We start from the raw sequence: 26,676 nt of genomic DNA, 5'->3' as shown, positions 1-26,676 counted from the left end.
CCTAAAAACCTAAACACATTAAAACAGTATATTTACCTAATTAAATAACGGAATGCAGTTTAAACATCCAGAAATTCTTTGGGCTCTTTTTTTATTGCTAATTCCCATCATTATCCACCTCTTTCAGTTACGTAGGTTTAAAAAAACACCATTTACCAATGTGGCCATGTTGCAAAAAGTGGTCTCAGAATCGCGAAAAAGCAACAGCTTAAAAAAGTGGTTGTTACTGCTCTCAAGGTTATTATTATTAGCTGCTGTTATAACGGCTTTCGCGCAACCTTTCCTTGCAAACAGTACTGCATTAAGAGACAAAGAGATGGTAATTTATTTAGATGACTCCTTTAGTATGCAAGCTAAAAAAGATGGATTTACTTTATTGGAACAAGCTACCCAAGAATTAGTGAAAGTTATTCCAAGCGAAACAAAATTCAGTCTTTTTACAAACAATACTACTTTTAAAGATGTTGAATTAAAAGACATACAGAATAATCTTTTAAGTATAGAAAACAATCACAAACAATTGGTTTTCAATGAAATACTATTAAAAGCAAATACACTATTCACCAAAAATCCCGCATCCCAAAAGAACCTTGTTCTAATTTCTGACTTTCAAACCAGGCTTGAAGAAATTACAAATGATAACGAAGAAGAAATCACATTAAGTTTAGTTGACCTTAAGCCCGATAACTTCTACAACGTTGCAATAGATTCAATTTTTCTTTCAAAAACTATAAATAACCAAATTGAATTGACCACTCAAGTTGCTGGTATAACAAATGATGGGAATATCCCTATTTCATTATTTAACGATGGAGAACTGATTGCAAAAACCGCAGTAGAATATGACCAAAAACAAAAGGCAAGCGCTACTTTTTCCTTACCTGCGGATAGGGCAATAAAAGGTCGCATTACCCTTTCTGATAAAAGCTTGACATTTGATAATGATTTCTATTTTAACATTGATAAAAAAGAGAAAATAAAAGTTTTCACGATTAGCCAAACCAGTGCAGACTTTTTAAAGAGAATCTTTACCCCAGAAGAGTTTGAGTTTAAAAATACATTGCTAAAAGATTTGAATTACAGCGAAATTGATAATCAAAATTTAGTTATCCTTAATGAACTCAGTTCAATCCCAACCAGTTTGCAAACCGTTATAAAGTCTTTTCATGACAAAGGAGGCAGTCTAACAATTATACCTCCACAAGAAGTTGATATAAAATCCTATAACTCACTATCAAATAGTATATTAAAATTTTCATATTCTGATAAAAATCAATTTGAACAAAAGATAACATCCATTACTGTTGACCACCCATTATTCAGAGATGTTTTTGAAAAAAAAGTATCAAATTTTGATTTTCCACAGGTAAGCACCTATTGGAATTGTTCAACAAATGCAGCCACCATACTATCCTTTAATAATAATTCTCCTTTTTTAGTTAATAGCGATAATACATATATTTTTACTGCGTCATTAAATATTGAAAACTCTAATTTTAAAAACTCACCATTAATTGTTCCCACTTTTTATAATATGGGTACAAACAGTCTTAAAATTCCAGATTTGTACTTAAAAATTGGGGATAATTCAACCATAGAACTGCCCATAAAAATTGAAAAAGACAATGTAATAAAGGTAGTTGGGAAAGATGTGGGGTTTATTCCGCTTCAACAATCATTTTCTAACAAGGTTAATCTTACTTTCTCTGAAAATCCAAATAAGGCTGGTATTTACAGTATAGTGAAGGGTTCAGATACACTCAAAGGAATAAGTTTTAATTATAGCAGAGAAGAAAGTCTCCTTCGCTATCTGCAATTAGAGGGTTTAGGAGTTTCCAGTATAGAAAATAGTATCTCAGATTTATTTGAAAAGTTGGCCAAAGACAATACCATTACGGAATATTGGAAATGGTTTGTTATTTTTGTACTGGTCTTCGCTTTGGTGGAAGTGCTGATACAAAAATTTCTTGCATGAACATACTTCTAAAGTCTGCTACGATAATAGATTCCACTAACACCACTATTCATCAGAAAAAAAGAGACATCCTTATTAAAAACGGCACTATTGAAAAAATTGCTGTAAAAATTGATGCTTCAAAAGGCGTCAAGGAAATTGCATTGGATAAGCTCCATGTTTCACTGGGATGGTTTGATAGTAGTGTTAGTTTTGGTGAACCTGGATTTGAAGAACGTGAAACCATCAGCAATGGGCTGGAAGTTGCTGCTAAGAGTGGGTTTACAGATATTGTTTTAAATCCAAATACAAAACCAACACCCGACACTAGTTCTGATATTATATTTCTAAAGGAAAGAAGTAAAGGTTTTGCGACAAACTTATATCCAATTGGTAACCTAACCGTAAATGCAGGTGGCGGGCACTTAGCCGAGCTTTTTGACATGCATAATGCTGGGGCCATTGCCTTCTATGATTACAAGAAGCCTATTGAAGATACCAACCTACTAAAAATTGCCATGTTATATGCCCAAAACTTTGACGGATTGGTTTTTTCTTATCCAGAGGAAAAAAAGATTAAGGGGAAGGGCACCGTTAATGAAAGTGAAGTTTCCACGAGATTGGGATTAAAAGGCATTCCCTCTTTATCTGAAGAATTGCAGATTATACGAGACTTATATATTTTGGAATACACTGGGGGGAAATTGCACATTCCCACAGTTTCAACAGCTAAATCTGTAAAACTTATTGCAGAAGCAAAGAAAAAAGGCTTGGATATAACTGCCAGTGTTGCAATTCATAATCTAATTTTCACTGATGCTGAACTGGACAGTTTTGATTCAGATTATAAGGTGAAACCACCTCTTAGAAGTGAAAAAGATGCCAAAGCCTTACAGAAAGGTTTGCAAAATGGCACTATTGATTTTGTAACCACCGATCACACCCCGATTGACATTGAACAAAAACGAGTAGAGTTTGATAATGCAGAATTTGGTACTATTGGCTTAGAAAGTGCCTTTGGAGCTTTAAACACCATATTCAGTTTAGAGGAAACCGTAACCTTATTGACGAAAGGAAGAAATCGCTTTGGAATAACTAGCCCAAAAATAAAGGAGGGAGAAACAGCTTGCCTTACTTTATTTACTCCAGATGAAGACTATACATTTAAAAAAGAGAATATTAGTTCTACTTCTAAAAACAGCCTATTTACTGGCGAACAATTAAAGGGCAAAGTCTATGGGGTTGTAAACAATGGAAAGACCATACTTAATTAATTGTGGAGAAGGAAATCACTAAAGGAAAAACTACTGCAATAATTGCGCATATAACCTTAATTGGCTGTCTTATTGCCATTACAATGAATTTAGAGCCAAAAAATTCCTATGCCCAATTTTATATTAGGCAGGCTTTTGGAATTCATATTCTATTTCACGCATTAGCAATTTTCTTCAATTTCACCAATATCCCATATGCATGGGTATTACTGTATATTGTCTTTTTTTGCTTATGGGCCTACAGCCTTTATGGAACAATCAATAACAAAAAAATAACCATTCCTCTCCTAGGACCCTTTTTTCAAAAATGGTTTACTTTTATTAGTTAGATGTTAGATGTTAGATGTTAGATGTTAGATGAAATTATATTTTTTAACCTATTGAGGAATTAAACTATTAAACCCGTAAACACCAAACTTTTAAACTTTAGTAATGACCCCCACCCCACTATCTTTAGAACATTTAATACGACCTGCTACTTTTAAGACTGGCAAAAGCCCTGTGTTAATTATGCTGCATGGCTATGGAAGCAATGAAGAAGATTTGTTTTCATTTGCCAGCGAATTACCTCCAGAGGTATTCATAATTTCAGTCCGAGCACCATATAATTTAGAGCCTTATGGCCATGCATGGTATGCCATAAATTTTGATGCAGAGCAAGGTAAATGGAGTGATGATACCCAAGCAATAAATTCGAGGGAGAAAATAGTTGCTTTTATTGAGGAAGCCTGTAAAGCTTACAACTTGGACAAGGAAAATGTTACACTTTTAGGTTTTAGCCAAGGGACTATTTTGAGCTATGCAGTTGCATTATCATACCCAGAAAAGGTGAAAAATGTAATCGCTTTGAGTGGGTATATCAATGAAGGGATTTTAATTGATGGTTTTAAGGATAAAGACCATACAAAATTGGATTTTTATTGTTCCCACGGTCAAGTAGATGCTGTAATACCTATTGAATGGGCACAGCGAGCTCCAGAATTTCTAAAAAAGCTTGGTATTAAACATGTCTTTGAAGAATTTCCTGTAGGCCACGGAGTTGCACCACAAAATTTTTACGCTTTCCAAAAATGGTTAAATTTAAGATTAGAAAGCTAGCTATAAAGCTTATATTTTAAATATGTGTCCTATCAGAAGTATTATATCATTAGTGGTCATCATTTTTTTTCTAAGTTGTAAAAATGAATGTGATGGGAGTATATCACAAAAAGATGAACTCTTAACCTCTTTAGAACTTTTTAATAAAACCTTTAAGGAAGGTGATGCAGAAAAGCTAAGTACAATGATTACTGATGATTATGTACATACCAATGGGAGTTCAAAAGCTATTGGCAAAAAAGGATGGCTTACTTACCTTAAGAAGAGGGAGCAAGACATTACTTCTGGAAATTTAGAGGTAATTGATTATGAGATGAATGACATTTCAGTACAATATTACTGTAATTCTGCAATAGTGACTGCAAAAGTCAAGGTTAAAACAAAAAACGACTCTGGAATAAAGGAATCCCAGTTTAGAGTAACCAATCTGTGGGTCTATGAATCAGGCAATTGGTTGAGAGCGGCTTTCCATGATGGAAAAATAAAATAGTTTCTAGTTACTTCTTGCATACAACAGATGATCTACAAGGGTAAAATCTATACCCAAATCATCTTTAAGCTCATATTTAATAATCAGGTCTCCCCAATACTGTCCATCCGAAAAGTCTGCCAATAACCATCTATGGTTCAATACTTTGATCTTGTTTATTTTAAAATCACTGTTCATTCCTTCATAGGGAATCAAAGGATTGTCTCCTTTCTTCTCATTTGTTTCCAAAAGCTTGTCTTCTATATAGCGGGTTGGATCTTTCAAGTTCAAATGATCATAATAGGCTAAGGCGTCATCATTATTTTCCAAAGAAAAATATTGCATATCCAAAATCCGAAGTTGTGATTGCTGTAACGAGTCCTTTAATTGCGAAACCTGGGTATTCAGCTTTTCAATTTCTTCCAAACTCTGATTTTGCATTTTATTCCCATTTACAATCATGTAGAGTGCTATCAATGCTGCAAAAACAAATAAGTACAGGAATATATTCTTCTTCATTATATCGTGATTTTTAAATTATCATAAGCCAAATGTACGTTATCTGGCAAGTTCTTCTCTACATCTTCATGAAACCCTAAAAGATGGCTTATGTGTGTAAAATAAGTTTGTTCCGCACCTACTCTATCCGCAAAATCCAAAGCCTCTTGTAAATTAAGATGTGAAATATGGGGTTCTATCCGTAAAGCGTTTACCACAACAACTTTACACCCCTCTAGTTTTTTAAATTCTTCTTCTGCTACAGTTTTAACATCAGTCAAATACACAAAATCACTAACACGAAATCCCAAAATTGGAAGTGTATTGTGGAATACTTCTATTGGCACCACCTCAAACCCATTAAGTTTAAATGGGGTGTCTTTATCAATCAAATTTATATCCACTCCGGGAGCTCCTGGATATCGGTTTTCTTTTTCAAAAATATAATCAAAACGTCTTTTAAGTGAGGTAACCACTCGAGAATGGGCATAAATTGGAATATCTCCCTGTCTGAAGAAAAAAGGGCGAATGTCATCTATACCAGCAGTATGATCTGCATGTTCATGGGTAAATAAAATTCCATCTAGTCTGTTAATTGGATTGGATAACATTTGCTGCCGAAAATCCGGGCCACAATCAATTACATAATTGAATGATTTCCATGATAATAGCACTGAAACACGCAGTCGTTTATCTTTTGGGTCATTACTTAAACATACTGGATGTTTGCTTCCAATTATCGGGATTCCTTGGGAGGTTCCAGTGCCTAAAAATGTGACTTTTAATACCTCACTCATCTAATTCAAAATTATAACATATTTATCTAAAAGAATTCCCTAACTTCTTAACTTTGTTAACAACAAAAAACGTAGCATGGCCACTGTTCCTAACAAAGTAAATGAGTTTGAAAATATTCCTTCAATCAAAGCGAAAACGCTTCGCATTAATCTTAACCCGGATATTTATGGCACATTTGCTGAAATAGGTGCCGGCCAAGAAACCGCAAGGCATTTTTTTAGGGCAGGTGGAGCTTCTGGAACTATTGCAAAAGCGATGAGTGCTTATGACAAATCTTTTAGTGATGCGATTTACGGTGTAGAAAAAGATGGGCGTTACGTAACCCAGGCACGCTTAAAAACCATGCTACGGCATGAAATGCAATTGGTTGAGGAAAGGATTGATAGAAAAAGTAATCCGGACTACAGATTCTTTTCTTATGCAAATACTGTTGCTACGATTGATTTTTCAAAACGCTACAAGGGCCATGGATGGATTGGACTTCGTTTTCAATTAGATCCAAACCAAAAAGAATATGACGAAATTATTCTGCACATACGTTTTAAGCAGAATGAGGCCCGTCTACAACAAGAAACACTAGGGATTTTAGGGGTTAATCTAATCTACGGAGCTTTCTTTAAATACAATAGGCCCAAAAAACTACTGAAATACCTGTATGACCATATTGACAAAGACACCATAGAGATTGATATGGTAAACTTCACTGGTCCAAACTTTAGGGAAGTAGATAACCGCTTAATGAGTCTACAGCTTATTAAAAATGATATGACGGATGCGGTCATGTTTGGTCCAGATGGGAATAACTTACTCCCTGCGGCAGTACTTTACAAAAAAAATATCCTTGCACTGCGTGGTAGTTTTAGACCGGTAACCAAGGTAAATATGGATATGTTTCAAAAATCATATGACATATTTATCAGGGAACAAACGGTAGATTTAGAAAAATCCATTGTCATTTTTGAGATTACGCTATCCAACCTAAAAGCATCAGGGGAAATTGATGAACAGGATTTTATGGATCGTGCAGAGTTGCTATGTTCTTTGGGGCATACCGTTATGATTTCTAAATTCCAAGAGTACTACAAACTTGTGGAGTACTTTAATAATTATACCAAGGCTCGTATTGGTTTGACCATGGGTGTAAATAACTTAGTGGATGTATTTGATGAGAAATATTACCGTCATTTAAGTGGGGGCATTTTAGAAGCGTTTGGAAAACTCTTCTTTAAAGACCTAAAAGTGTACTTGTACCCTATGAAAAATGCAGAAACTGGACAAATCATGACAAGTAACAACGTAAAGGTGCATCCAAGGATGAAAGAACTCTATAAGTTCTTTAAGTACAATGGAAAAGTTATGGATATTATAGATTATGATCCTGATATTATGGACATCTTTTCCAGAGAAGTACTCAAAAGAATCACCAATGGCGAAGATGGTTGGCAAGAAATGTTGCCAGAAGGTATTGCTGAAATTATAGAAAAGAAAAAGCTATTTGTTAGAAAGAATCTACCAGAAGCTCAAGAAGTGGATGAAGAATAAAAAAAACCTAACCAATTGGTCAGGTTTTTTGTTTGGATTAATCTTCTTCTAGTATTTGTTCGGCATGTTGTTTTGCCTTTACTTTATTTATAACTCTGGAAACTACTCCGTTTTCATTAATAATGAATGTGGTACGATGAATTCCATCAAATTCTCTGCCCATAAACTTTTTTGGACCCCAAACCCCAAAAGCATCAATAACAGTGTGGTCTTCATCGGCCAATAGTGGATATTCAAAACCAAACTTTTCTCTAAAGTTGGATTGTTTACGTTGAGAATCTTCACTTACACCTAAAATTTCATAACCTGCCTTCTTTAAATTTTTTATGTTTTCGTTCAAATTACAGGCTTCATTGGTACAGGTTGGTGTATTAGCTCTTGGGTAGAAGAATACTATCAATTTTTTGCCTGCATAGTCCGATAAACTTATCGTGTTACCATCTTGGTCTTTTGCAGAAAATTCAGGTACTTTATCTCCAACTTTTAAAGTGTTCATATCAAATTTAATTTTGTTTAAATTATTTTTGATAAAATTAAACAAAAATGACCAAACAAGAAAAGGTAAACTTCACAATAAGCACTTTAGACGAACTATATCCTACCATCCCTATCCCGCTGGACCATAAAGACCCGTATACTTTATTGATTGCCGTGCTCCTATCTGCCCAAAGTACTGATGTCCGCGTGAATAAAATTACTCCCCTACTCTTTAAAAGGGCTGATAATCCGTATGACATGGTGAAAATGACTGTGGAAGAAATAAGGGATATTATTAGGCCTCTGGGTTTATCTCCAATGAAATCTAAAGGGATTCATGGGCTTTCAAAGATTTTGATAGAAAAATATAATGGTCAAGTTCCAAAAGAAATTGAACTATTGGAAGAATTGCCTGCGGTAGGTCATAAAACAGCTAGTGTAGTCGTTTCACAAGCTTTTGGCATACCAGCATTTCCAGTGGACACCCATATTCATAGGCTAATGTATCGTTGGGGGTTTACCAATGGAAAAAATGTGGTCCAAACAGAGAAAGATGCAAAACGTTTATTTCCAAAAGAAATATGGAACAGGCTCCATCTACAGATAATTTGGTACGGAAGGGAATACTCCCCAGCTAGAGGTTGGGATTTGGAAAAGGACATCATTACCAAAACCATTGGTAGAAAAACGGTCCTTAACGACTACCATAAAAACAAAAAAGCCGCTAAATAGCGGCTTTTTTCCAAAATGTAACTTGTTTTAGTTCAAAGTAGCTTCAAACTTAATGTCTTTGTAATCAATGACTTGCATTGATGCTGAAAATCCTAATAAAAACTTGACCGTTTCTGGTCTCGCTTTTGTGATTTTACAAATTTGTTGTTCTTCAGAGTAAATTTCTTCCATATTCTAGCGTTTTGTTATAAATAGATAACGCCACTAGAATGGAAATATTGCGAGATCCGTTCTAAAGTAAATTAATTCGTTAAAACGATATTATTTCGCTCAACTATCTTTCTTAGGTTGATCAAAGCATAACGCATACGCCCTAGAGCAGTGTTTATGCTTACTCCGGTATTCTCAGAAATCTCTTTAAAACTCATGTCTTTGTAGATACGCATTACCAAAACTTCTTTTTGGTCGTCTGGTAATTCATCAATCAATAAGGTTAAATCAGAATCAATTTGATTTTTTATCAATTGCTTTTCCGCATTGAGCTTATCATCATGGATTACCGAAAAGATATTGAAGTCATCGCTGCCTTCAAACTTTGGCATCCTTTTATTTTTACGAAAGTGGTCTATAATCAAGTTGTGTGCTATACGCATCACCCAAGGTAAAAATTTACCTTCTTCACTATATGAGCCTCTTTTTAAAGTTTTAATTACCTTAATAAAGGTATCTTGAAAGATGTCTTCTGTAACATCCCTATCCAATACTTTGGAATAAATAAAACTTGAAATTCTTTGATTGTGACGGTTTATTAGTACTTCAAGAGATTTTTCATCTCCGTTAATGTATTCTTTTACTAATACCGAGTCTTCGATTTGCAGTTCCATACAAATTACTTTTTGGTTAACATGTGAGGCCTCCTTTCGTAGGTCAAAAGGCTTCTGAGTTATTAGTTATTAAATTAAAAAGTAATTATCGCTGTATAGGCCTATCAGATTTTAATTACATACCAAATATAGATAGAAGGGGTTCCTTCAGAAAAACTATGTTGTGATATGCGCAATTTTAGATGTCAAAGTTAATAATATAGTCATTAACTACATTCAATCGTATCTTTGAATATTAAATATACGTAAATGCTTTCCCTTAAAGACGTCGATTCTAAGCAAAATATTATCATAAAGGGTGCCAAACTCCATAACCTCAAGAATATAGATGTAATTATTCCTAGAAATAAATTAGTGGTCATCACTGGTTTATCAGGTTCTGGGAAGTCCAGCCTTGCTTTTGACACCTTGTATGCGGAAGGTCAAAGGCGCTATGTGGAGAGTTTATCATCCTATGCGCGCCAGTTTTTAGGCAAATTGGATAAACCCAAAGTGGACTATATAAAAGGTATAGCTCCGGCAATTGCGATTGAGCAAAAAGTGAATTCCACCAATCCGCGTTCTACTGTTGGCACAACTACAGAGGTATACGACTATTTAAAACTCTTGTTTGCCCGCATTGGTAAGACTATCTCCCCTATTTCTGGCAGAGAAGTTAAAAAGGATGTGGTGACGGATGTCGTAAATCACGTAAAGAAATTTGAAGAAGGGACAAAACTCTTATTACTTGCCCCTATACATATTAGGGAAGACAGAGATAGTTTAAAATCTTTGGCGTTGTTTTCCAAACAAGGCTATGCACGTATTAAATATAAAGGAGAGGTGCTACGGGTTGACCAAGTCCCGGAAGACATTGGAAAAGAGTTTGATTTGGTCGTAGACCGAATCGTGGTTAAAGATGATGAAGATTTTTTGAACCGATTAGCAAATGCAGTGGACAATGCTTTCTTTGAAGGTAAAGGCAGATGTACCATCGAAGTATTGGAAACTGGTGAACAGACCGTGTTCAGCAATCAGTTTGAGTTGGATGACATGAAGTTTTTGGAACCCAATGTTCACCTCTTTAGTTTTAATAACCCTTATGGTGCGTGTCCAAAGTGTGAAGGATATGGCGATGTTATTGGAATTGATGAAGACTTGGTGATTCCCAATACAGCCTTATCCGTTTATGAAGAAGCTGTTTTTCCATGGCGTGGGGAGAGTATGAGTTGGTACCGAGACCAATTGGTGAATTCAGCCTATAAGTTTGACTTCCCCATCCATAAACCCTGGTTTGAACTTTCTGAGGAGCAGAAACAATTGGTCTGGGACGGTAACGACCACTTTATTGGTATCCATAAATTCTTTGAACAGCTTGAAGAGAAAAGTTATAAAATCCAAAATCGGGTGATGCTTTCGCGTTACCGCGGAAAAACCAAATGCTCGGTTTGTAAGGGCAAGCGACTTCGTAAGGAAGCTGACTATGTGAAAATAAATGGCAAGTCCATTTCTGATATTATAGAACTGCCTATAAAAAAACTAGCTCCGTTCTTTGAGGAATTGCAATTATCTGAACATGACCAAACCATTGCAAAACGGTTATTAAAGGAAATAAACACACGGCTGGAGTTTCTTTCTAAAGTAGGATTGAGTTATTTATCCTTAAACCGAAAATCCAATACGCTATCTGGTGGTGAGAGCCAGCGTATTAATTTGGCAACTTCTTTAGGGAGTAGTTTGGTAGGCTCCATGTATATATTGGATGAACCCAGTATTGGACTCCACCCAAAAGACACGGAGAATCTGATTGAAGTCTTAAAGTCCCTCCGTGATTTAGGTAATACCGTTATTGTGGTAGAACATGATGAAGATATTATGAAAGCTGCGGATGAAGTTATAGATATTGGTCCGGAAGCAGGAACGCTTGGTGGCGAAGTTGTGGCTACAGGTCCTTTGGATGAAGTTTTAAAATCCAATTCCCTTACCGCTTCCTATTTAAATGGCGCTATGGAGATTGAAGTTCCAAAGGAACGCCGTAATTCTCCAAATTACATACAAATAAAAGGTGCCCGCGAGAACAACCTTAAGAATATAGATACCACTTTTCCCTTAAATATGCTTACTGTAGTTACTGGAGTCTCCGGTAGTGGAAAGAGTACTTTGGTAAAAAAGATTTTGTACCCCGCTATTTTAAAAGAAGTAGGTGGTTATGGCGAAAAGGCTGGGCAGTTCACCAAGATAGAAGGTAAATACTCCCAGGTAAAGACCGTGGAGTTTGTGGACCAAAACCCCATTGGGCGTTCCTCACGCTCCAATCCCGTTACCTATATAAAGGCCTATGATGATATACGGGCTTTGTTTGCTTCACAGAAGCTAAGCAAGCTAAGAGGCTACCAAGCCAAACACTTTTCTTTTAATGTAGATGGTGGCCGTTGTGAAAAATGTAAGGGCGAAGGTGAAATAACGGTAGAAATGCAGTTTATGGCAGACGTACATCTGGAATGTGATGTCTGCGAAGGAAAACGCTTTAAAAAAGAAGTTTTAGAAGTAAAGTTTGAAGGCAAAAGCATTAATGATATTCTAATGCTGACGATTGATGATGCCATTGCACACTTTACTGCCCATAAAGAAGATAAAATTGTAAAAAAACTACAGCCCTTGCAAGATGTAGGTCTGGGCTATGTTACGTTGGGGCAAAGCTCCTCTACCCTATCTGGTGGTGAAGCGCAACGTATTAAACTGGCTTCCTTTTTAGTAAAAGGGGATACTAAGGATAAGGCCTTATTTATTTTTGATGAACCTACAACGGGGCTACACTTTCACGATATTAAAAAGCTGCTAAAATCTTTTGATGCGCTTATTGACAAAGGCCATTCTGTTATTGTAATAGAACATAATATAGAATTGATTAAATGTGCTGACTATATTATAGACCTTGGCCCAGAAGGTGGTGAAAACGGTGGAGATTTATTAGCTGAAGGTACTCCAGAAGAGGTCATACAGAGCAAAGAGTCTTTTACGGCAAAGTATTTAGCGGATAAGATTTAGGTATAGTTATCTTCTGTTTTTAGAGAAATAATTAATTAAATCAGTACTTAATGTCCTGCCTTTATAATAATTATCAAAATTTATTTCTAAGGTTCTCTCGCCAGTCTCTGGGTCAAACATTTCTCTAAAATAACTCCTATTAGTTGGTAAATTTTTTACATACTTTTCGAAATCAAACCATTGCTGAATTGTTTCTAATGCGGCTTTACTTGCCTGAGCATAAAATTCCTCTGTATTTGAATATTTTGAATCGTAAATTTCACTTGCAATATTAATTACTGCCATTTTTCCATATCTAAGCCCATTACCATATTGAACCACACCGAATTTATTGTTTTGATCTTTATCGAATTTCTTTTGTTCCTTATTTAAACTTTGAAGAATACTGTAACCAAAATAGTATTTCTTAAATAATTGTGAATCATTTAAAATTTGCGCGAAAATTTCTTTTTTAAATATTTGTTTTGCACTACCTCTTCTTGACTGAGCTGGATTACCATTAATAGACAAACTAACGCGTAAAAAAACTTCCCGATCAATAATTATTGACCTATCAATATATTTATTTCTTAACCCGTCACCGTATTCACCCTTTTTCCTTTCATAAAACATTCCAAATTCTTCAAAAAGATTTTGCTGTAAATCTACTTGAACTTTTTCATTAGATCTTCTATCTGCCTCGTTAACAGCAGTTTGATTATTTGTTGCTTTAGAAACATCTTCAATTAAAGTAAGTTTTTCATCTTGACTCAAATTATTGAACTCGTCATTGAAAGTTATAACTTTCAATAAAACTTCTTTATTTTTAAAAATATTGAGTTCAGGATCTATTTCTTTATACTCTTCAAAAATCCTGCTCATTGTATATGCTGTCTGTCCTCCATTTATTATTTGTGGATTAGAGATAATTATAGCCGCTTCATTACGCTTACCAACTCTATCGCTATAATAGGTGTTATCGGAAAGCATTGTAATTCCGTTGTTAAAAAGAGCAAATTCATTTGTCTCAATATTTACTATGGAATCTTTAATTTTTGCATTAACAGAACCAGAAGCTAACTCTAAGTAGCTACGGGGATTAAATTTTAAAATGGAATTTTTGAATTTATAAAGAATTCTGCCTATTTCAGCTGTAGGCACAAAAAGAATAGAAATATTACATTCTCCAATTGATGTGTCCACATAATAATCAATTCGGTTGCTACCTCCATAGTTTGACACATTTATTGTAATTTTAAGCTCTTTAGGATTATAGTATGTGCCAGAAACCACTGGAAACACTAACTCATTATAACATCTATCATAAGCGTACACTTCCGTTGGAAAAATCGTAAGAGGTTTAAGTTTTGGAAGATATTTATCTTTCAAATTAGCAAGTAGAATTACCGTTTCTTTATATTTCGGATAATCATCAATTCCTTGTATTTTTTTTATTAGCTTTTGGATTTTTGAATTATAATCAACGCCAGTCACACCAGATTTTTCACCTTTAGTAATACGATCAAGATCCATGCAAATTAATTCATCCAATTCGATGTTTTTCTTTTCAAAATTCTTTTGATTTATTCTGAATTTAGATTGAATAAAAAATATTTTCTTATTTTCTTCATCAATGAAATATCCATCAATTCCACCATCGTTTACTTCATCTGTAATAAATTCTTCTCTTGATTTAAACTCTAATAAACCAAATTTAACTTTAAGAAATAAATGGATATATGCTCTAGCTCTTGCTTGATTTAAGCCTTCAACATTATTGTCTAAGGGGTAATATCTTTTATATTCTTTTGGAGCTTCTTTTCGCAACTGGTCTAAAACGTTAATTAGAGTTTGATATTTAGTCATATTATATCTGTTGTAACTGATGTTAATCTATAATCCTGTTTAAATATAGCATATCTGTTTGTAATGAAGTTCCCTTTAAATTCATACAAAGACTAACGTTAAACCTGCATAGTTCTAATAGTTTTTAACAACAAGATTTCGCACATACGTTCGAAATGACAAAATACTACTAGCGGTCATTCCGAGCGAATGAAACGAAAAGGAACCTAAAATTAATTTCTCCTGCCAAAGGCAGGCAGGCGAAAACTCTCGATAGCTATAGGGATTCAGAAGTAGGCGATAACAAGCAATTGCTCTTAGCCATATTTAGCCACTGTATTTTAGTTTACATTCATCAATCTTTTCTCAGATACATCTATGTAAACATCAATTATTTCTAATTTTCAATTTCAGTACTTTCTTCTCTTTTCGAGGCCTCCATTACCTATACTTTAGATGTCAAGATTCATTTTCTTGAAAAAGCAATTTTTTTTATACCCCGGTTAGATACTGAAAACCCAAGCACTTTACCTGCGTTATTTCGCTCGAACCTGATATTTGAAAAGTTTCGATTATTGGAACTAAAGTACGCTTCATTGATTTGTACAATCTTTATATCATCCAATTTATGGTGTATTAGGTATAGTTCATTATCCTTTTCTATCAGATTGTACTGTGTATTTAATTCGTCGTTGTAATAAGTTCCTAAATAATTTGAGGGGTTTACTTTATCAACTTTCATATTCCAATACCACATGATGTCTGGTATTCTAATCTCAAGTATTGGCTCGTTATAATCATTTTCTTTAAAGTTTACAGAGATATCATATTTGCTCCCCTTAACTTTAAAATTACTATTCCCAACAGGATATAATTTGATGGTTTCCGATAAAACACTTCCTTTTAAATAGAGTGTGTCATTTTCGAGTTTAACCTCAGTATAACCTTTGGTTTCGCGATTAAAATAAGAGCCCTCAAACTTTTTCATTTCGGCGTTGGAAAGATTAACAAAGAGATTATCGTCATACTGAAATAGTTCGTTAGTTTCATTGTTGTCACTATCGCTAGGAAGTTCATCTTCTAAATAATGATTGATAAGCTTATAAATTTCATCATAGGCACTAATATATGATGCGTTTGCCAAAACAGTAAATTCATACCCAAGCTCTGGAAACCTAGCAAAGTAGCAACGGTATCCCGCATCTGATCCAGAATGGTAAATCATTTTTAAGCCCTTATAATTTTTCACAAACTGACCCTTAGCATAGCTTGAGACTGTCCCATCGTTCTTTTGCGCTTTCTGGTTCATTGCTTGGAAGATACCTTCACTACCAATTGTCAGGCTTTTAAAGTTATGTGCCCATTTGTTCATATCTTCAGTTGTGGTAAATAAACTGGTAGGGCCTACCGTTGCAAAATTTAGATTGCTCTTTTTAAGTTGATTATTCACTTTTTTATAAGAATAGGCCCTGTTAGATACCATTACCTCATGATCATCATAAAAAAAGCTATCATTCATTTGCAAAGGTTCAAATACGGTTTTCTTTGCATAATTGGCAAATGACATTTTGGTAAGTCGTTCTATAATAATGGCCAATAAGGTATATCCAGAATTAGAATACTTAAAACTATCTCCAGGCGCAAAATTGAGCTCTTTTTGACTTGTAATAAGCTTAAAAACCTGCTCGGTCTTAATAACATCGTCCATTCGCCAACCTGCCATTTCCAATAATCGCCACTGATCCCGTATTCCGCTAGAATGTGTTAGTAAATGATTGATAGTTATTTTCTTACCATAATTGGGTAATTCAGGAATGTATGTTCTTACATCATCATTAATGGACAATAAACCTTCATCCTCAAGTTTCAAGATCATAAAGGCCGTGAATTGTTTCGATAATGACGCTACATGAAATTTTGTTTTCTCCGTGATTGGAATCCCATATTCCAGATTTGCCATACCAAACTCTTTTTGGTAAATGGCGCTGCCACCTTTTGTGACTGAAACCGCAATTCCTGGAACTTCAGTGTTGTTGTATTTTTCAAAAAGAGCATCTACCTCGGTAGTATTTTGGGCAGAGGTAACTTTAACTAATAGTATAAAAATAAATAGTACTATTTTGTTAATCTTAATGTAGTTTTTGGAAAAAGCATTCTTTGACTGGCTTCTAGTTGTAATGGTTTTCATGATAAAGAAATTAAGTTTTTAACTCTGTTTATATCATGAAGACAAAAAAATTCTGTAAAGGTTACATCTGGTTTATTGAATTGTAGTTTTAATACCATAAAGAGGGTATTTCAAAATCAATACAACGCTCAAATTAAGTTTTTATCTTATTGATTTACATGATTTTACGATAAAAACTGTATGTTTATCAAAGCTTTTCTCAAAAACAAAAATAAAAGCCTCGGTAACATTTATTTTAGTAAGATTTAAAGATTTGTGCTTATGGTGACTAACGCTTATCTAAGTTGAGTTTCAATTCCATCTAGCACGGTCGCAGAAAATTTATATAAAATCTAGTGTAAAACCTCTATAGTTTTTAACAACTAGATTTCTTACACTACTTTTAGTAAACCAAAAAGAAGTTTTGTACTAAAACACTTAATATATGAACATTGAAATTCCTAATTGGATTATAATTGCAGGCGGGATTGGTCAAATCTTTACTGCCTTAATTTATCCATATATAAGACATAAAGTTTTTGATTGGTATACAGACGTAAAACAACTAAAGCCATTAAATCAGGAAATTGCAAAGACCTACGGGCGTTATATTCAAGGCTTAAACTTCACTTTTGGGCTTATAGCCATCTTAATTCCTTCAGACCTAAAGAACCAGACCAATCTGGCATTGGCATTAACCGGTCTAATTGGGGCTTATTGGGTGGGCAAAGTGGCTACACAAATTGCCTATTACCCCATGTATCAAATTCCACAAAAGAAGCTTTTCAAATTTGGTAGCTATGGAATGAACTTCCTTTTTGTTTTCTTCGCCGTTGTGTATACATTACTCTTTATTTATAATTTAAATATCTGATTTTTAGATAGTTAATTTTTTTGGCACGCTGTTTGGTATTATCTAATCGGAAAGTAAATAGTTACTTCCAGAATTTAAAACCTTATAGTATGAAAAAGTTAGTACTTATTATTGCAGCGGTCTTTTTTGGTACAACCATGACCAAAGCAGAAACACTAGAAGATAAGGTTGTTGTTAATGCTTATCGTTATAATAACTCCTTCATCTTCGTAGAAAATGGAGTAACATTCTCTGTATATCCAGATGGTGAATTTGATTTCTACATAGACAATCAAGTGAACATTGGTGCAAGAGCAAGAGTTGGTAATGTTGGTATTACATTCAATTCTGGGTTTAATTACAATCCATTTGTACAGTATGATGATTACGGTGCTGTAATCCAAGTTGAGAACGTACCAATCTTTTATGACTATTATGGTCGTGTATCACAAATTGGTGGTATAGATGTTTGGTACAGGAACAACAGAGTCCGTAGAATTGGTGGTCTTAATCTATTCTATAACAGAGGGGTGTTTAGTTACCATACGGGATTCATAAATATCTATAACAGAAATTACGTATACAGACCGTTCCATAGATGGTTTGCTAGACCAGCAGTAGGTTTCTGTAATGTATGGACCACTCCATATAGAAGATGGTACAACCCAGTAAGATATACTTGGCACAGGCCTTATAGAAACAATTTTAGACGTGCTTATGTAAATAGAGGTAGAGAATACCGTTACAACAGATCACGAAGAGCAGATGTATATCGTAACGACAGACGAGTAGCTGTTAGAGAGAACAGAGGTCGTAGAGGTGATTTTGGTAGAAATGGTGAGAGAATCTCTAAGTCTGATAGAAGGTTTGCCGACAGTGGACGTAGCTCTAGCAATAGATCAGCAGTATCCAGAAGCAAGTCTACCAGACAGGGTGATGTACGTAGAGGGAACAGCACTGTAAAAAGAAGTAATAGTGTTGCCCAACGTTCCAACAGGGGTACAAGTGTAACCCAAAGAACGGTAAAGCGTACACCAAGAGGTACTTCGGTCACTAAAAGAGAAGTTACCAGAACGCCTCAAAAGCGTACAGTGAGCAGAACTACTAAAACGTACAGAAAGCCACAAGCGCAGAATAGAAGCAGAAGTGTAGTTAGCAACCGTAATACACAACGTAAATCTAGTGTACAACGTAGCGCTCCACAAAGAAGAACGCAGAGTGTACAAAGAAAAAGTACACCTCAAAGAAAAACAGTGAGCAGAAGTTCTTCTTCAAAAAGAAGTTCAGGAACTAGCTCTAGAAGCAGAAGTTCTAGAAGAGTTCAATAAAGATAGTTTTTAGGTTGGTTAGTTGTTACCCCGTAGTTGGATTTATCCGCTGCGGGGTTTTTCACTGAGATAATAAATCTAAAAAGCTATGAACGCTTATTCAAAAACTTAGAGAGAATCCCATTTACATCCTCAGAAATTTTAAAACGATATAAAATCCCCACATACATTGCAACTAGAAGTGCTGATTTAAGGATGATGTTAATAATGGGGTGAAATGAAAAATTCAAGTAGCTAAATAATGCGCCTAGAACCACTAGGGTTGCCAAAATCTTAGCAGTTGCACCAGTAAATGGTTGGATTTTAAACTTGGTGTTCACATACCAAAGCTTTAAAATATTAAAAAGGCAAATAGCAATAAAGCTTGCTAACGCTGCACCCTCTATACCCATACTTGGAATTAACCATAAATTTAAAAGTATGGTCAATATTGCCAAACAGACGCCAAACAACAATACGGTTTTGTAGTATTTTGAGTTGTATAAAATAGCGTTGTTATTACCCAAAAGCGAATCTAAAACCTTCGTTGAACCTATGAGCAAAACAATATAAAACCCACCACGGTAAGCTTTTGGCAATAATTTATACAACTCCTCTAAATTCAAAACAATTAAAAGAAATAGTATTCCCGAAGCGATAAAAAGTGTCAGAGATGTTTTTTGGTACAGCTTCCTTAATTCAGTTAGGTTATTTGAATTTAAAAGTTCCGCAGTAAGCGGATAGGTAATATTATGCATCGCTCTTGAAGGAACTATGATAACCGTAGCTATAAACACAGCAACACTGTAGTAGGCCACATTTTCAATCTCCACAAACTGATTAATCATTACTTTATCTATCTCTAAAAGAATCAGTGCTGCAGAACCCCCAAGAATTATTAACAAACTATAACTCAATATTGATTTGGTCTCCTTTGGAAAATTGAAATCTAACTTTGGCTTTCGTATGTAATAGGCGTATAACTTAATGATAAGTGTTCTTAAAAGATAAACACCAACCAATGCCATTAAAAAAAAGTCGAGAGAGATGATTTCAAAATAATACATCCCTAGCAAAATCATAACACAAAGCCTAGCAAAAACTTCCTTTAAAAAATTACCAAAAACCGATTTTAGATGCACTTTACACCATGCGTAGAAGACTTCAAAATAGGCCATGGCAAAAGCCACTAAAAAGATATACCAGACATAATCCCTTACAATCTCGTTTTCCTTGGATAAAAAATTGGCTATATCATCATAAAAGAGCCAAGTCCCCAATGCTAAAGGAAATAAAACCATTAACGGGCTAACTAACATTAGCGTTAAAAAAGAGTCCTTATCCTCTTCTCTTTGGCCACTATAGAACTTGACCATGGCATTGTGAACCCCAAATGCCAATAAGGGCATAAGTATTGCCGCAGTTGCCAAAATCACATTGACCAGTCCAAAATAAACATCCGGCAGTATTTTAGTGTATAAAAAGAGAATGTTAATCGCACCTATACCAAAACCAATGTAGGTTATAGTGGTGTTTTTAAGCGATTGTTTTAAGACGATTCCCATCTAATGAATTTGGCAAGTTGGTTGGTCAGTTCTTTTCTATGGTACTTTTCTATATCTTGGGATTTTGAAACTAGTTTACCTTTTTTATAGTTTTCAAACCATTCTAAAAGTACATTTTTTAACTCACTTTCTTCTTTTGTATTACTTGCATGCCCTGCACTGGTATCCTTTATAATTTGTGCAGCTTCCCAGCCCTGTGGCCCAATTGCTAAAATTGGTCTTTTCGAATTTAGGTATTCAAACAGCTTTCCGGGAAGAATTCCTTTGGTTTCTTTTGAGTCAATTTCAAGTAGTAGTAGGACTTGGGATTTTTGTTGCAATTGCAATACCTCTTCATGGGAAACATAGCCTAGATTGGACACAAAAGATAACAAACCAAAGTTTTTCAGTGATTCCAGAACCTCTTGCCCCACTACCCCAACCAATTGTATTTGTAGACTTTCTTTAAACCCCTTATTCTCAACCAAAAGTTCATTTAAAACTTTCCATAGTGTTGTAGGGTTTCTATCTGTAAGCAAAGAGCCTATATGGGAAATGGTGAATTTCTCATCCAATGGAAGCGGATTTAATTCATTATCATAACCATTGGTAATAACTTTTATGGGTTTTGGGGTGATATTTAAAAACTCCTCTTTTGTGGTGTTGCTCGTTACTACAATTTTATCGGCAGTACTTAGAACTTGAGCTTCCAATTGTTTGTGCTTTTTTCGCGAAGACTTAGTTAGCTTTAATTTCTTATGATATCCGATACTGGTCCAAGGGTCGCGAAAATCAGTAATCCAACTAATCTGTTTTTGTTTTTTTAGCCCTAATCCAATTAAATGAACACTGTGTGGTGGCCCCGTTGTAATAACCGTTTGTATTCCTTGCGCTTCAATTACAGTCAAGAGATACTTAACCGAAGGCTTTACCCAATATTTACGGGCATCTGGAATAAAGAAATTACCACGAACCCATAACAATAAACGCTCTAATACAGATTGTTTCTTATACTTTTGGATAATACCGGAACTAATACGTTTGGTCTTCTTTTTAGAAAATATAGATGCCAATCCATAGGGTTCAAAAATGGGTTGCTTTAACACCTGAATTCCCTTGGGTATCTCATTTACTAAAGAAGCATCAGTTATTGGATAATTGGGGTTTTCGGGAATATACACAACAGGTTCCAAGTCAAAATCACACAAGTATTTTACAAATTTTAACCAACGCTGAACACCTGGTCCGCCAGCGGGAGGCCAATAATATGCTATAATGAGAACTTTTTGCATTATTCCTTCGCTTTACGCTTAGGTCTCCAGAAAGAAAATATAATCCCACCCAAAACAACCAAACCAAGTAGAATATTACTGCCTAAAGCAATCTGACTTCCAGTTTTAACCACTTCTGGCTCGAACCTAAATTCAATTTCATGATTTCCAGCGGGAACTTTCATCCCCCTCAGGGCATAATTTACTTTTATGTTTTCTGCTTCTTTACCATCAATGAAAGATTTCCATCCTTTTGGGTAATGCATTTCAGAAAAGACCACAAAACCATCATTGGAATTCGAATAATTATATTTAGCAACATCCGGTCTAAAATCAACCAAATCAATTGTAGCTAAAGAATCTACCTCATAAGACAATTTGGTAATTCTGGGAAACAATTTGGTATTTACAACTGCTGTTGTTTTAGAATTTAAACCTTTTAAAGCTTGGATTTCCTCATCTGCGGAACTTACAGGTTGTATATCTTCAATAAACCATGCATTACCATTTCTATCATCATTTACTGCAGGGAAACTTCTACCCTCCTCATCTTGCTGAATAATATATTTTACATTCAGCATGTTTAACACCTCTACATTATTGTCGTACAGATGATACTCAAATAAATCTTCCAACTTACCGGGCTTAGCTGCATGATAACCTCCTAAAGACTGATGGAAATATGACGTCCGCGCGCCATTTACACCTTCTTGTGGGTCAAAAACCCGAAATATTTCTTTATCCTGCTGTATTGCCTTGTCAAAATCTGATGCTTGGAAAGGGCGTTCTACGGCTCTAGAGCGCACAAAGTCGTCCTTATTTACATACCTAAGATTTACACCGATTAAATCAAAAAGCAGTAATGCTCCAAGCACAATAACTACCACATTCTTTTTTACTTTTCCTCTTAAAAATAAAAAGAGGACGCCAGCGGTAAGAACAGCATAAATTACGGAACGTATGGTATCACTAACATATACTGCTTCCCTATCCCGTTCTATCATTGCCATAAGGTCTTCTGGGAAACCACGTTGTATCATACTGGCATCCCTAAAGCTTTCAAAATCAAAAAAGCCTTTCATTAGAAAAATGAGGACAAATATGCTTCCAACGATAATACCTGAAACCTTTAGAGCATTCATTTTCACCTTCTTTTTTACAGAAGATTTAAAAAGCTCCCGTAAACCCAGAATTGCTAAAATTGGCGCACAAAGCTCTAGTATCACCTGTATGGAAGAAACCGCTCTAAACTTATTATACAATGGAAAGTAGTCTATCATAAAATTGGTTAGGACCGGAAAGTTCTTTCCCCAAGACAAAAACAAGGATAAAATTGTACCTCCAAGAAGCCATAAAACAAATTTTCGCTTTACTAAAAATAGACCAATTACAAATAAGAAGAATATAACTACACCTATATATGCAGGTGCAGAAGTTCCCGGTTGGTCTCCCCAGTATAGTGGTAAACTCTCAGAAAATTCCAATGCCCGTGATGGTTGTAAACCTTGGCCAATTAAAAACTCATAGGATTTGGAATCTTTTCCTAAATCCTCATTATTAGACCCACCAAACATTCGTGGCACCAATAAATCCAAAGACTCGGTAATACCGTAGCTATAATGGGTGATATAATCTCTATCTAAACCATTACTAATTTCTTTTGCAGAACCATCTGGATTTATGGTCAGCTCAGATTTACCTCTGGTACTCCAATCTGCATATTCCTTGGTTGCCATGAGAGAAGTTGCATTGGTTGCTATCGCCAATACCACGGCCACAATCAAAATACCCACCGAACTAAAGAAATGCTTTAACTGTTTATCCTTTATCGCATAGATTAAATACACGAGTCCAAGAATTAGGACCAATAGCATAAAGTAATAGGTCATCTGGTAGTGATTGGCACTTATCTCTAGCGCCATAGCGATTGCGGTTAAAATAAAACCTAATAGATATTTTTTCCTGAAAACTAGGGTAATTCCACCTAAAACCATCGGTAGATAACCCAAAGCATGTGCTTTTGCATTATGCCCTACTCCTAAAATTATAATGAGATAGGTAGAAAAGCCAAAGGCGAGAGCGCCTAAAACGGCTAGTCTATATTCCACCTTCATGCAGAGCATTAAAATATAGAAACCGATAAAATAAAGAAAAAGGTAATCCGCTGGTCGTGGTAAAAACCGAATTAAACGGTCCAGTTTTTTTACATAGTCATGAGGGTAGTTTGCACCTAATTGATAAGTTGGCATTCCTCCAAAGGCACTGTTGGTCCAATATGATTCAACCCCGGTAGTCTCTTTATAATCATTACGCTCCTTGGCCATTCCCTTATACTGGGCAATATCTGACTGAAAGATTGCTTTCCCCTGCAACACTGGGTTAAAGTATGCCAGCGCCGTAATGATAAAAATGGCAATGACAATTAAATTGGTAAAGATTGCTTTAGCGGAAAGCTTCATAGAATGCTATTGAGAGCTCAAAGATCACTCAATTTCTTCAAAATCTATATATTCTCCAACTTTTTTTGAAGGATTAGATTTTGGTCTCGTCTTTTTATTGACCGTAGTCTGGCCTTTTGACTGTGTTTGATTATTAAAATCTTGATAATTACCAAACTGCTGTCCAAAACGTTCTTCGGTCTTCTTGACCGCATAATTAAACAGCTTTGGAGCCAACCATTTTAAAAGTAATTTGACTCCGTAGTATACTAAGATTAGTATTAAAATCGTTTGTAATAAAACCATATTACTGTTGCTATTGATTCAAAATTACATTGTAAGTATCGCAAACCCATATAAAGTTTCATAAAATAGTATTAAAATCGGTTCTATGGCCATTCAAAAAAAAGTTTTCCTTTTACTCCTTTTCCCACTTTTAGCTTCTGCACAATACACGGATGTTATTAACTCGAATCGTCCTGGGGTCTCTGTAAGTGCTTATGCTGTTGGTAAGAATGTAGTACAGGCAGAAGTTGGATTATTATATGAAATACAGAATCATTCAGATATTAATTATGATTCCAATATTATCGGAGGTGATCTTTCGCTTCGTTATGGACTGCTTTTAGAAAACTTAGAACTGAACTATGAAGGTTCCTACATCAATCAAAATATTACATTCAACAACCTAAATTTTGAAGAAACCAGAACAGATTTCAGAAGAAATAGAATTGGTTTAAAGTACTTGCTATATGATCCTTTTAAAAATCCTGAAGCAAGCAAACCCAACCTATATAGTTGGAGGGCCAACAATAAATTTCAATGGAAAAATTTGATTCCTGCTGTCTCGGTTTATGGAGGGGCAACTTTTAATTTAGGGGATAATCCTTTTTATCGCGAAGACGCTACCATTTCATATCGCGGTATGGTGGCCTTACAAAGTTTGTTGTCACCACGATTTGTGCTGATTTCAAATATTGCTTATGATAGAATCACTACAGATTTTCCTGAACTAAGTTATACCATTTCGCTCTCCCATGCCCTTCGCAATCCCAAATGGAGTGTTTTTGTAGAGCATCAAGGTATAGACAGTGACCGCTATTCAGATTTATTGTTAAGAGGAGGTATTGCTCATTTATTTAGCCCAAACTTTCAAGTTGACGTAAATTTTGGGGGAAGTTTTAAAACCACACCTTCACGAATACTGGTATCCACGGGTTTATCTTATCGTCTGGATTTTCATAAAGATGAGTTAATCCAAACTGAAAGTGATAATACCGGTAAAATCAAAAAGAAGAGCATGAAGAAAAAACGTAAAAAGAAAAAGAAGAAAAACGAGCTGGACTTCTAACTTATTTCAAATACTATTTTTCTTGCGTTCTTAATATTGTTAATATTGACCATTCAAATCCAACTGCATGGTCACTATAAAAAAAGTACTATCCCCTGCCGATTTTAAGGCGTTTGTAAAATTTCCTTTTTCACTCTACAAAGACAATAAGTATTGGGTTCCACCGATAATTAAGGACGAACTGGATACTTTTGATAAAACCAAAAATCCCGCTTTTAAAAATGCGGAAGCCAGATTCTTCCTTGCCTATCGCGATACTAAAATAGTAGGTCGTGTAGCAGCTATTGTAAATTGGATTGAAGTTAAAGAGCAAAAACTAAAGAAAATGCGCTTTGGCTGGTTCGATTTTATTGATGATTTTGAAGTATCCAAAGCCCTTTTGGAAAAAGTGGCCGAAATTGGAAAACAGAAGCAGTTGGAATATATGGAAGGGCCAGTTGGGTTTTCCAATTTGGACAAAGTTGGAGTATTGATTGACGGATTTGACCATATAGGAACCATGATTACCTGGTACAATCATCCATATTACCAATCACATTTTGAACAGCACGGTTTTGTCAAAGAAAAAGAATACTTGGAAAACAAGTTTCTTTTTGCAAATGCTGACCCCAAAACTTTTGCTAAAGCAAATGAGCTCATAAAGAGACGCTATAGTCTGCGAGCACTCAATTTTACCAACAGTAAGGAAATTATGCCTTGGGTAGATAATATGTTTGACCTATTCAATGAAAGCTACTCAAGTTTAGCTTCATTTGTCAAGATAACTGATGTTCAAAAAGAATATTTTAAAAAGAAATACATCAGTTTTATAAACCCAGAGTATATAAAATTTGTAGTGGATAAAGACGACAACCTAGTTTCTTTTGCCATAGTGATGCCCTCATTTTCTGAGGCTTTGCAAAAAGCAAAAGGAAAACTTTTTCCTTTTGGAATCTTTCACTTATTAAGAGCGAGAAGACACAGTAAAAATGTAACGTTTTATTTGATTGGTGTTCATCCAGATTATCAAAACAAAGGGGTTACCGCTATAATATTTAATGAATTCTATAAAACCTTTACCGAGAAAGGTATTGTAAACTGCATACGTACACCGGAGTTGGAAGAAAATACCGCCATTGCGCAGATTTGGAAGCATTTTGACCCCTGGACGCATAAACGGAGACGTACCTATAGAAAAGCTTTGTAATTATCGTCCCAAATAATTTAGAGCCAAACTTTCCCTATTTAT

Annotated in this window: 22 protein-coding genes; 11 read left to right on the top strand and 11 right to left on the bottom strand. The window is 35.0% G+C overall.

What is annotated here, in order from left to right:
* Positions 1-52 precede the first annotated feature (52 nt).
* From AACP56_RS00485 to AACP56_RS00470, 4 genes are all read left to right on the top strand, one after another.
* Positions 53-1,975 carry a BatA domain-containing protein gene (locus AACP56_RS00485; RefSeq protein ID WP_339334604.1) on the top strand — a complete coding sequence of 641 codons (1,923 nt, stop codon included), beginning with the start codon at positions 53-55 and terminating at the stop codon, positions 1,973-1,975.
* Positions 1,972-3,228 (top strand): dihydroorotase, encoded by a 1,257-nt coding sequence (locus AACP56_RS00480; RefSeq protein WP_339334606.1) that lies wholly within the window; start codon positions 1,972-1,974, stop codon positions 3,226-3,228. Before AACP56_RS00485 ends, AACP56_RS00480 begins: the two co-directional genes overlap by 4 nt.
* Positions 3,229-3,660: 432 nt before the next feature.
* Entirely contained in the window at positions 3,661-4,326 is a 666-nt protein-coding gene (locus AACP56_RS00475; protein WP_339334609.1) for an alpha/beta hydrolase, read from the top strand.
* Positions 4,327-4,348: 22 nt separating this feature from the next.
* On the top strand, positions 4,349-4,816 hold the full coding sequence (locus AACP56_RS00470) for a nuclear transport factor 2 family protein (RefSeq protein ID WP_339334611.1): 468 nt from the start codon (positions 4,349-4,351) through the stop codon (positions 4,814-4,816).
* Positions 4,817-4,819: 3 nt separating this feature from the next.
* On the opposite strand, the gene AACP56_RS00465 is transcribed toward AACP56_RS00470, so the two are convergent.
* Complete coding sequence (locus tag AACP56_RS00465) at positions 4,820-5,314, bottom strand: hydrolase (RefSeq protein ID WP_339334613.1); 495 nt, start codon at positions 5,312-5,314, stop codon at positions 4,820-4,822.
* Complete coding sequence (locus AACP56_RS00460) at positions 5,314-6,090, bottom strand: MBL fold metallo-hydrolase (RefSeq protein WP_339334615.1); 777 nt, start codon at positions 6,088-6,090, stop codon at positions 5,314-5,316. The genes AACP56_RS00465 and AACP56_RS00460 overlap by 1 nt, the downstream gene beginning before the upstream one ends.
* A 76-nt stretch (positions 6,091-6,166) precedes the next feature.
* Here AACP56_RS00460 and AACP56_RS00455 point away from each other — a divergent pair, with 76 nt between their 5' ends.
* Positions 6,167-7,633 (top strand): TonB-dependent receptor, encoded by a 1,467-nt coding sequence (locus AACP56_RS00455; RefSeq protein WP_339334617.1) that lies wholly within the window; start codon positions 6,167-6,169, stop codon positions 7,631-7,633.
* A 37-nt stretch (positions 7,634-7,670) separates the two neighbouring features.
* Here the strand turns inward: AACP56_RS00455 and bcp are convergent, their stop codons facing one another.
* Entirely contained in the window at positions 7,671-8,129 is a 459-nt protein-coding gene (bcp, locus tag AACP56_RS00450) for a thioredoxin-dependent thiol peroxidase (RefSeq protein ID WP_339334619.1), read from the bottom strand.
* 47 nt (positions 8,130-8,176) lie between these two features.
* On the opposite strand from bcp, the gene AACP56_RS00445 reads away from it, so the two are divergent.
* Positions 8,177-8,842: an endonuclease III domain-containing protein gene (locus AACP56_RS00445; protein WP_339334621.1), complete on the top strand. Its 666-nt coding sequence runs from the start codon at positions 8,177-8,179 to the stop codon at positions 8,840-8,842.
* A 27-nt stretch (positions 8,843-8,869) separates the two neighbouring features.
* Here AACP56_RS00445 and AACP56_RS00440 read toward each other — a convergent pair whose 3' ends face one another.
* Both AACP56_RS00440 and AACP56_RS00435 read right to left on the bottom strand, forming a co-directional pair.
* A complete protein-coding gene (locus AACP56_RS00440; protein WP_339334623.1) occupies positions 8,870-9,013 on the bottom strand; it encodes a hypothetical protein in 144 nt (47 codons plus the stop codon).
* A 71-nt stretch (positions 9,014-9,084) separates the two neighbouring features.
* Entirely contained in the window at positions 9,085-9,666 is a 582-nt protein-coding gene (locus AACP56_RS00435; RefSeq protein WP_339334625.1) for an RNA polymerase sigma factor, read from the bottom strand.
* Positions 9,667-9,915: 249 nt separating this feature from the next.
* Here AACP56_RS00435 and uvrA point away from each other — a divergent pair, with 249 nt between their 5' ends.
* A complete protein-coding gene (gene uvrA, locus AACP56_RS00430) occupies positions 9,916-12,693 on the top strand; it encodes an excinuclease ABC subunit UvrA (protein ID WP_339334627.1) in 2,778 nt (925 codons plus the stop codon).
* Between the two features lie 6 nt (positions 12,694-12,699).
* On the opposite strand, the gene AACP56_RS00425 is transcribed toward uvrA, so the two are convergent.
* Both AACP56_RS00425 and AACP56_RS00420 read right to left on the bottom strand, forming a co-directional pair.
* Complete coding sequence (locus AACP56_RS00425) at positions 12,700-14,538, bottom strand: AIPR family protein (RefSeq protein WP_339334629.1); 1,839 nt, start codon at positions 14,536-14,538, stop codon at positions 12,700-12,702.
* A gap of 445 nt (positions 14,539-14,983) precedes the next feature.
* Entirely contained in the window at positions 14,984-16,705 is a 1,722-nt protein-coding gene (locus AACP56_RS00420) for a serine hydrolase domain-containing protein (RefSeq protein ID WP_339334631.1), read from the bottom strand.
* Positions 16,706-17,129: 424 nt separating this feature from the next.
* Here AACP56_RS00420 and AACP56_RS00415 point away from each other — a divergent pair, with 424 nt between their 5' ends.
* Together AACP56_RS00415 and AACP56_RS00410 are read left to right on the top strand one after the other, a co-directional pair.
* The gene (locus AACP56_RS00415; protein WP_339334633.1) at positions 17,130-17,558 is read left to right on the top strand and encodes a hypothetical protein; all 429 of its coding nucleotides are present in this window, start codon (positions 17,130-17,132) and stop codon (positions 17,556-17,558) included.
* Between the two features lie 89 nt (positions 17,559-17,647).
* On the top strand, positions 17,648-18,865 hold the full coding sequence (locus tag AACP56_RS00410; RefSeq protein ID WP_339334635.1) for a hypothetical protein: 1,218 nt from the start codon (positions 17,648-17,650) through the stop codon (positions 18,863-18,865).
* An 86-nt stretch (positions 18,866-18,951) separates the two neighbouring features.
* Here AACP56_RS00410 and AACP56_RS00405 read toward each other — a convergent pair whose 3' ends face one another.
* From AACP56_RS00405 to AACP56_RS00390, 4 genes are read right to left on the bottom strand one after another with little or no spacing between them, the layout of a single operon-like run.
* The gene (locus tag AACP56_RS00405; protein ID WP_339334637.1) at positions 18,952-20,409 is read right to left on the bottom strand and encodes an oligosaccharide flippase family protein; all 1,458 of its coding nucleotides are present in this window, start codon (positions 20,407-20,409) and stop codon (positions 18,952-18,954) included.
* A complete protein-coding gene (locus tag AACP56_RS00400; protein WP_339334639.1) occupies positions 20,394-21,680 on the bottom strand; it encodes a glycosyltransferase family 4 protein in 1,287 nt (428 codons plus the stop codon). The genes AACP56_RS00405 and AACP56_RS00400 overlap by 16 nt, the downstream gene beginning before the upstream one ends.
* Positions 21,680-24,118, bottom strand: coding sequence for a YfhO family protein (locus tag AACP56_RS00395; protein WP_339334641.1), 2,439 nt, complete (start codon positions 24,116-24,118; stop codon positions 21,680-21,682). The genes AACP56_RS00400 and AACP56_RS00395 overlap by 1 nt, the downstream gene beginning before the upstream one ends.
* 24 nt (positions 24,119-24,142) lie before the next feature.
* Positions 24,143-24,403, bottom strand: coding sequence for a DUF4834 family protein (locus AACP56_RS00390; RefSeq protein WP_339334643.1), 261 nt, complete (start codon positions 24,401-24,403; stop codon positions 24,143-24,145).
* Positions 24,404-24,488: 85 nt separating this feature from the next.
* Here AACP56_RS00390 and AACP56_RS00385 point away from each other — a divergent pair, with 85 nt between their 5' ends.
* Both AACP56_RS00385 and AACP56_RS00380 read left to right on the top strand, forming a co-directional pair.
* Positions 24,489-25,448: a transporter gene (locus AACP56_RS00385; RefSeq protein WP_339334645.1), complete on the top strand. Its 960-nt coding sequence runs from the start codon at positions 24,489-24,491 to the stop codon at positions 25,446-25,448.
* A 67-nt stretch (positions 25,449-25,515) separates the two neighbouring features.
* Positions 25,516-26,634 carry a GTP cyclohydrolase gene (locus AACP56_RS00380; RefSeq protein ID WP_339334647.1) on the top strand — a complete coding sequence of 373 codons (1,119 nt, stop codon included), beginning with the start codon at positions 25,516-25,518 and terminating at the stop codon, positions 26,632-26,634.
* Positions 26,635-26,676: the final 42 nt, after the last annotated feature.

Origin of the sequence: Croceitalea sp. MTPC6 (genome assembly GCF_036985525.1) — a bacterium.
Classification (GTDB): domain Bacteria; phylum Bacteroidota; class Bacteroidia; order Flavobacteriales; family Flavobacteriaceae; genus Croceitalea.
Note: the sequence above shows the minus strand (reverse complement) of the source record. Positions and strands in the feature narration are given on the sequence as shown.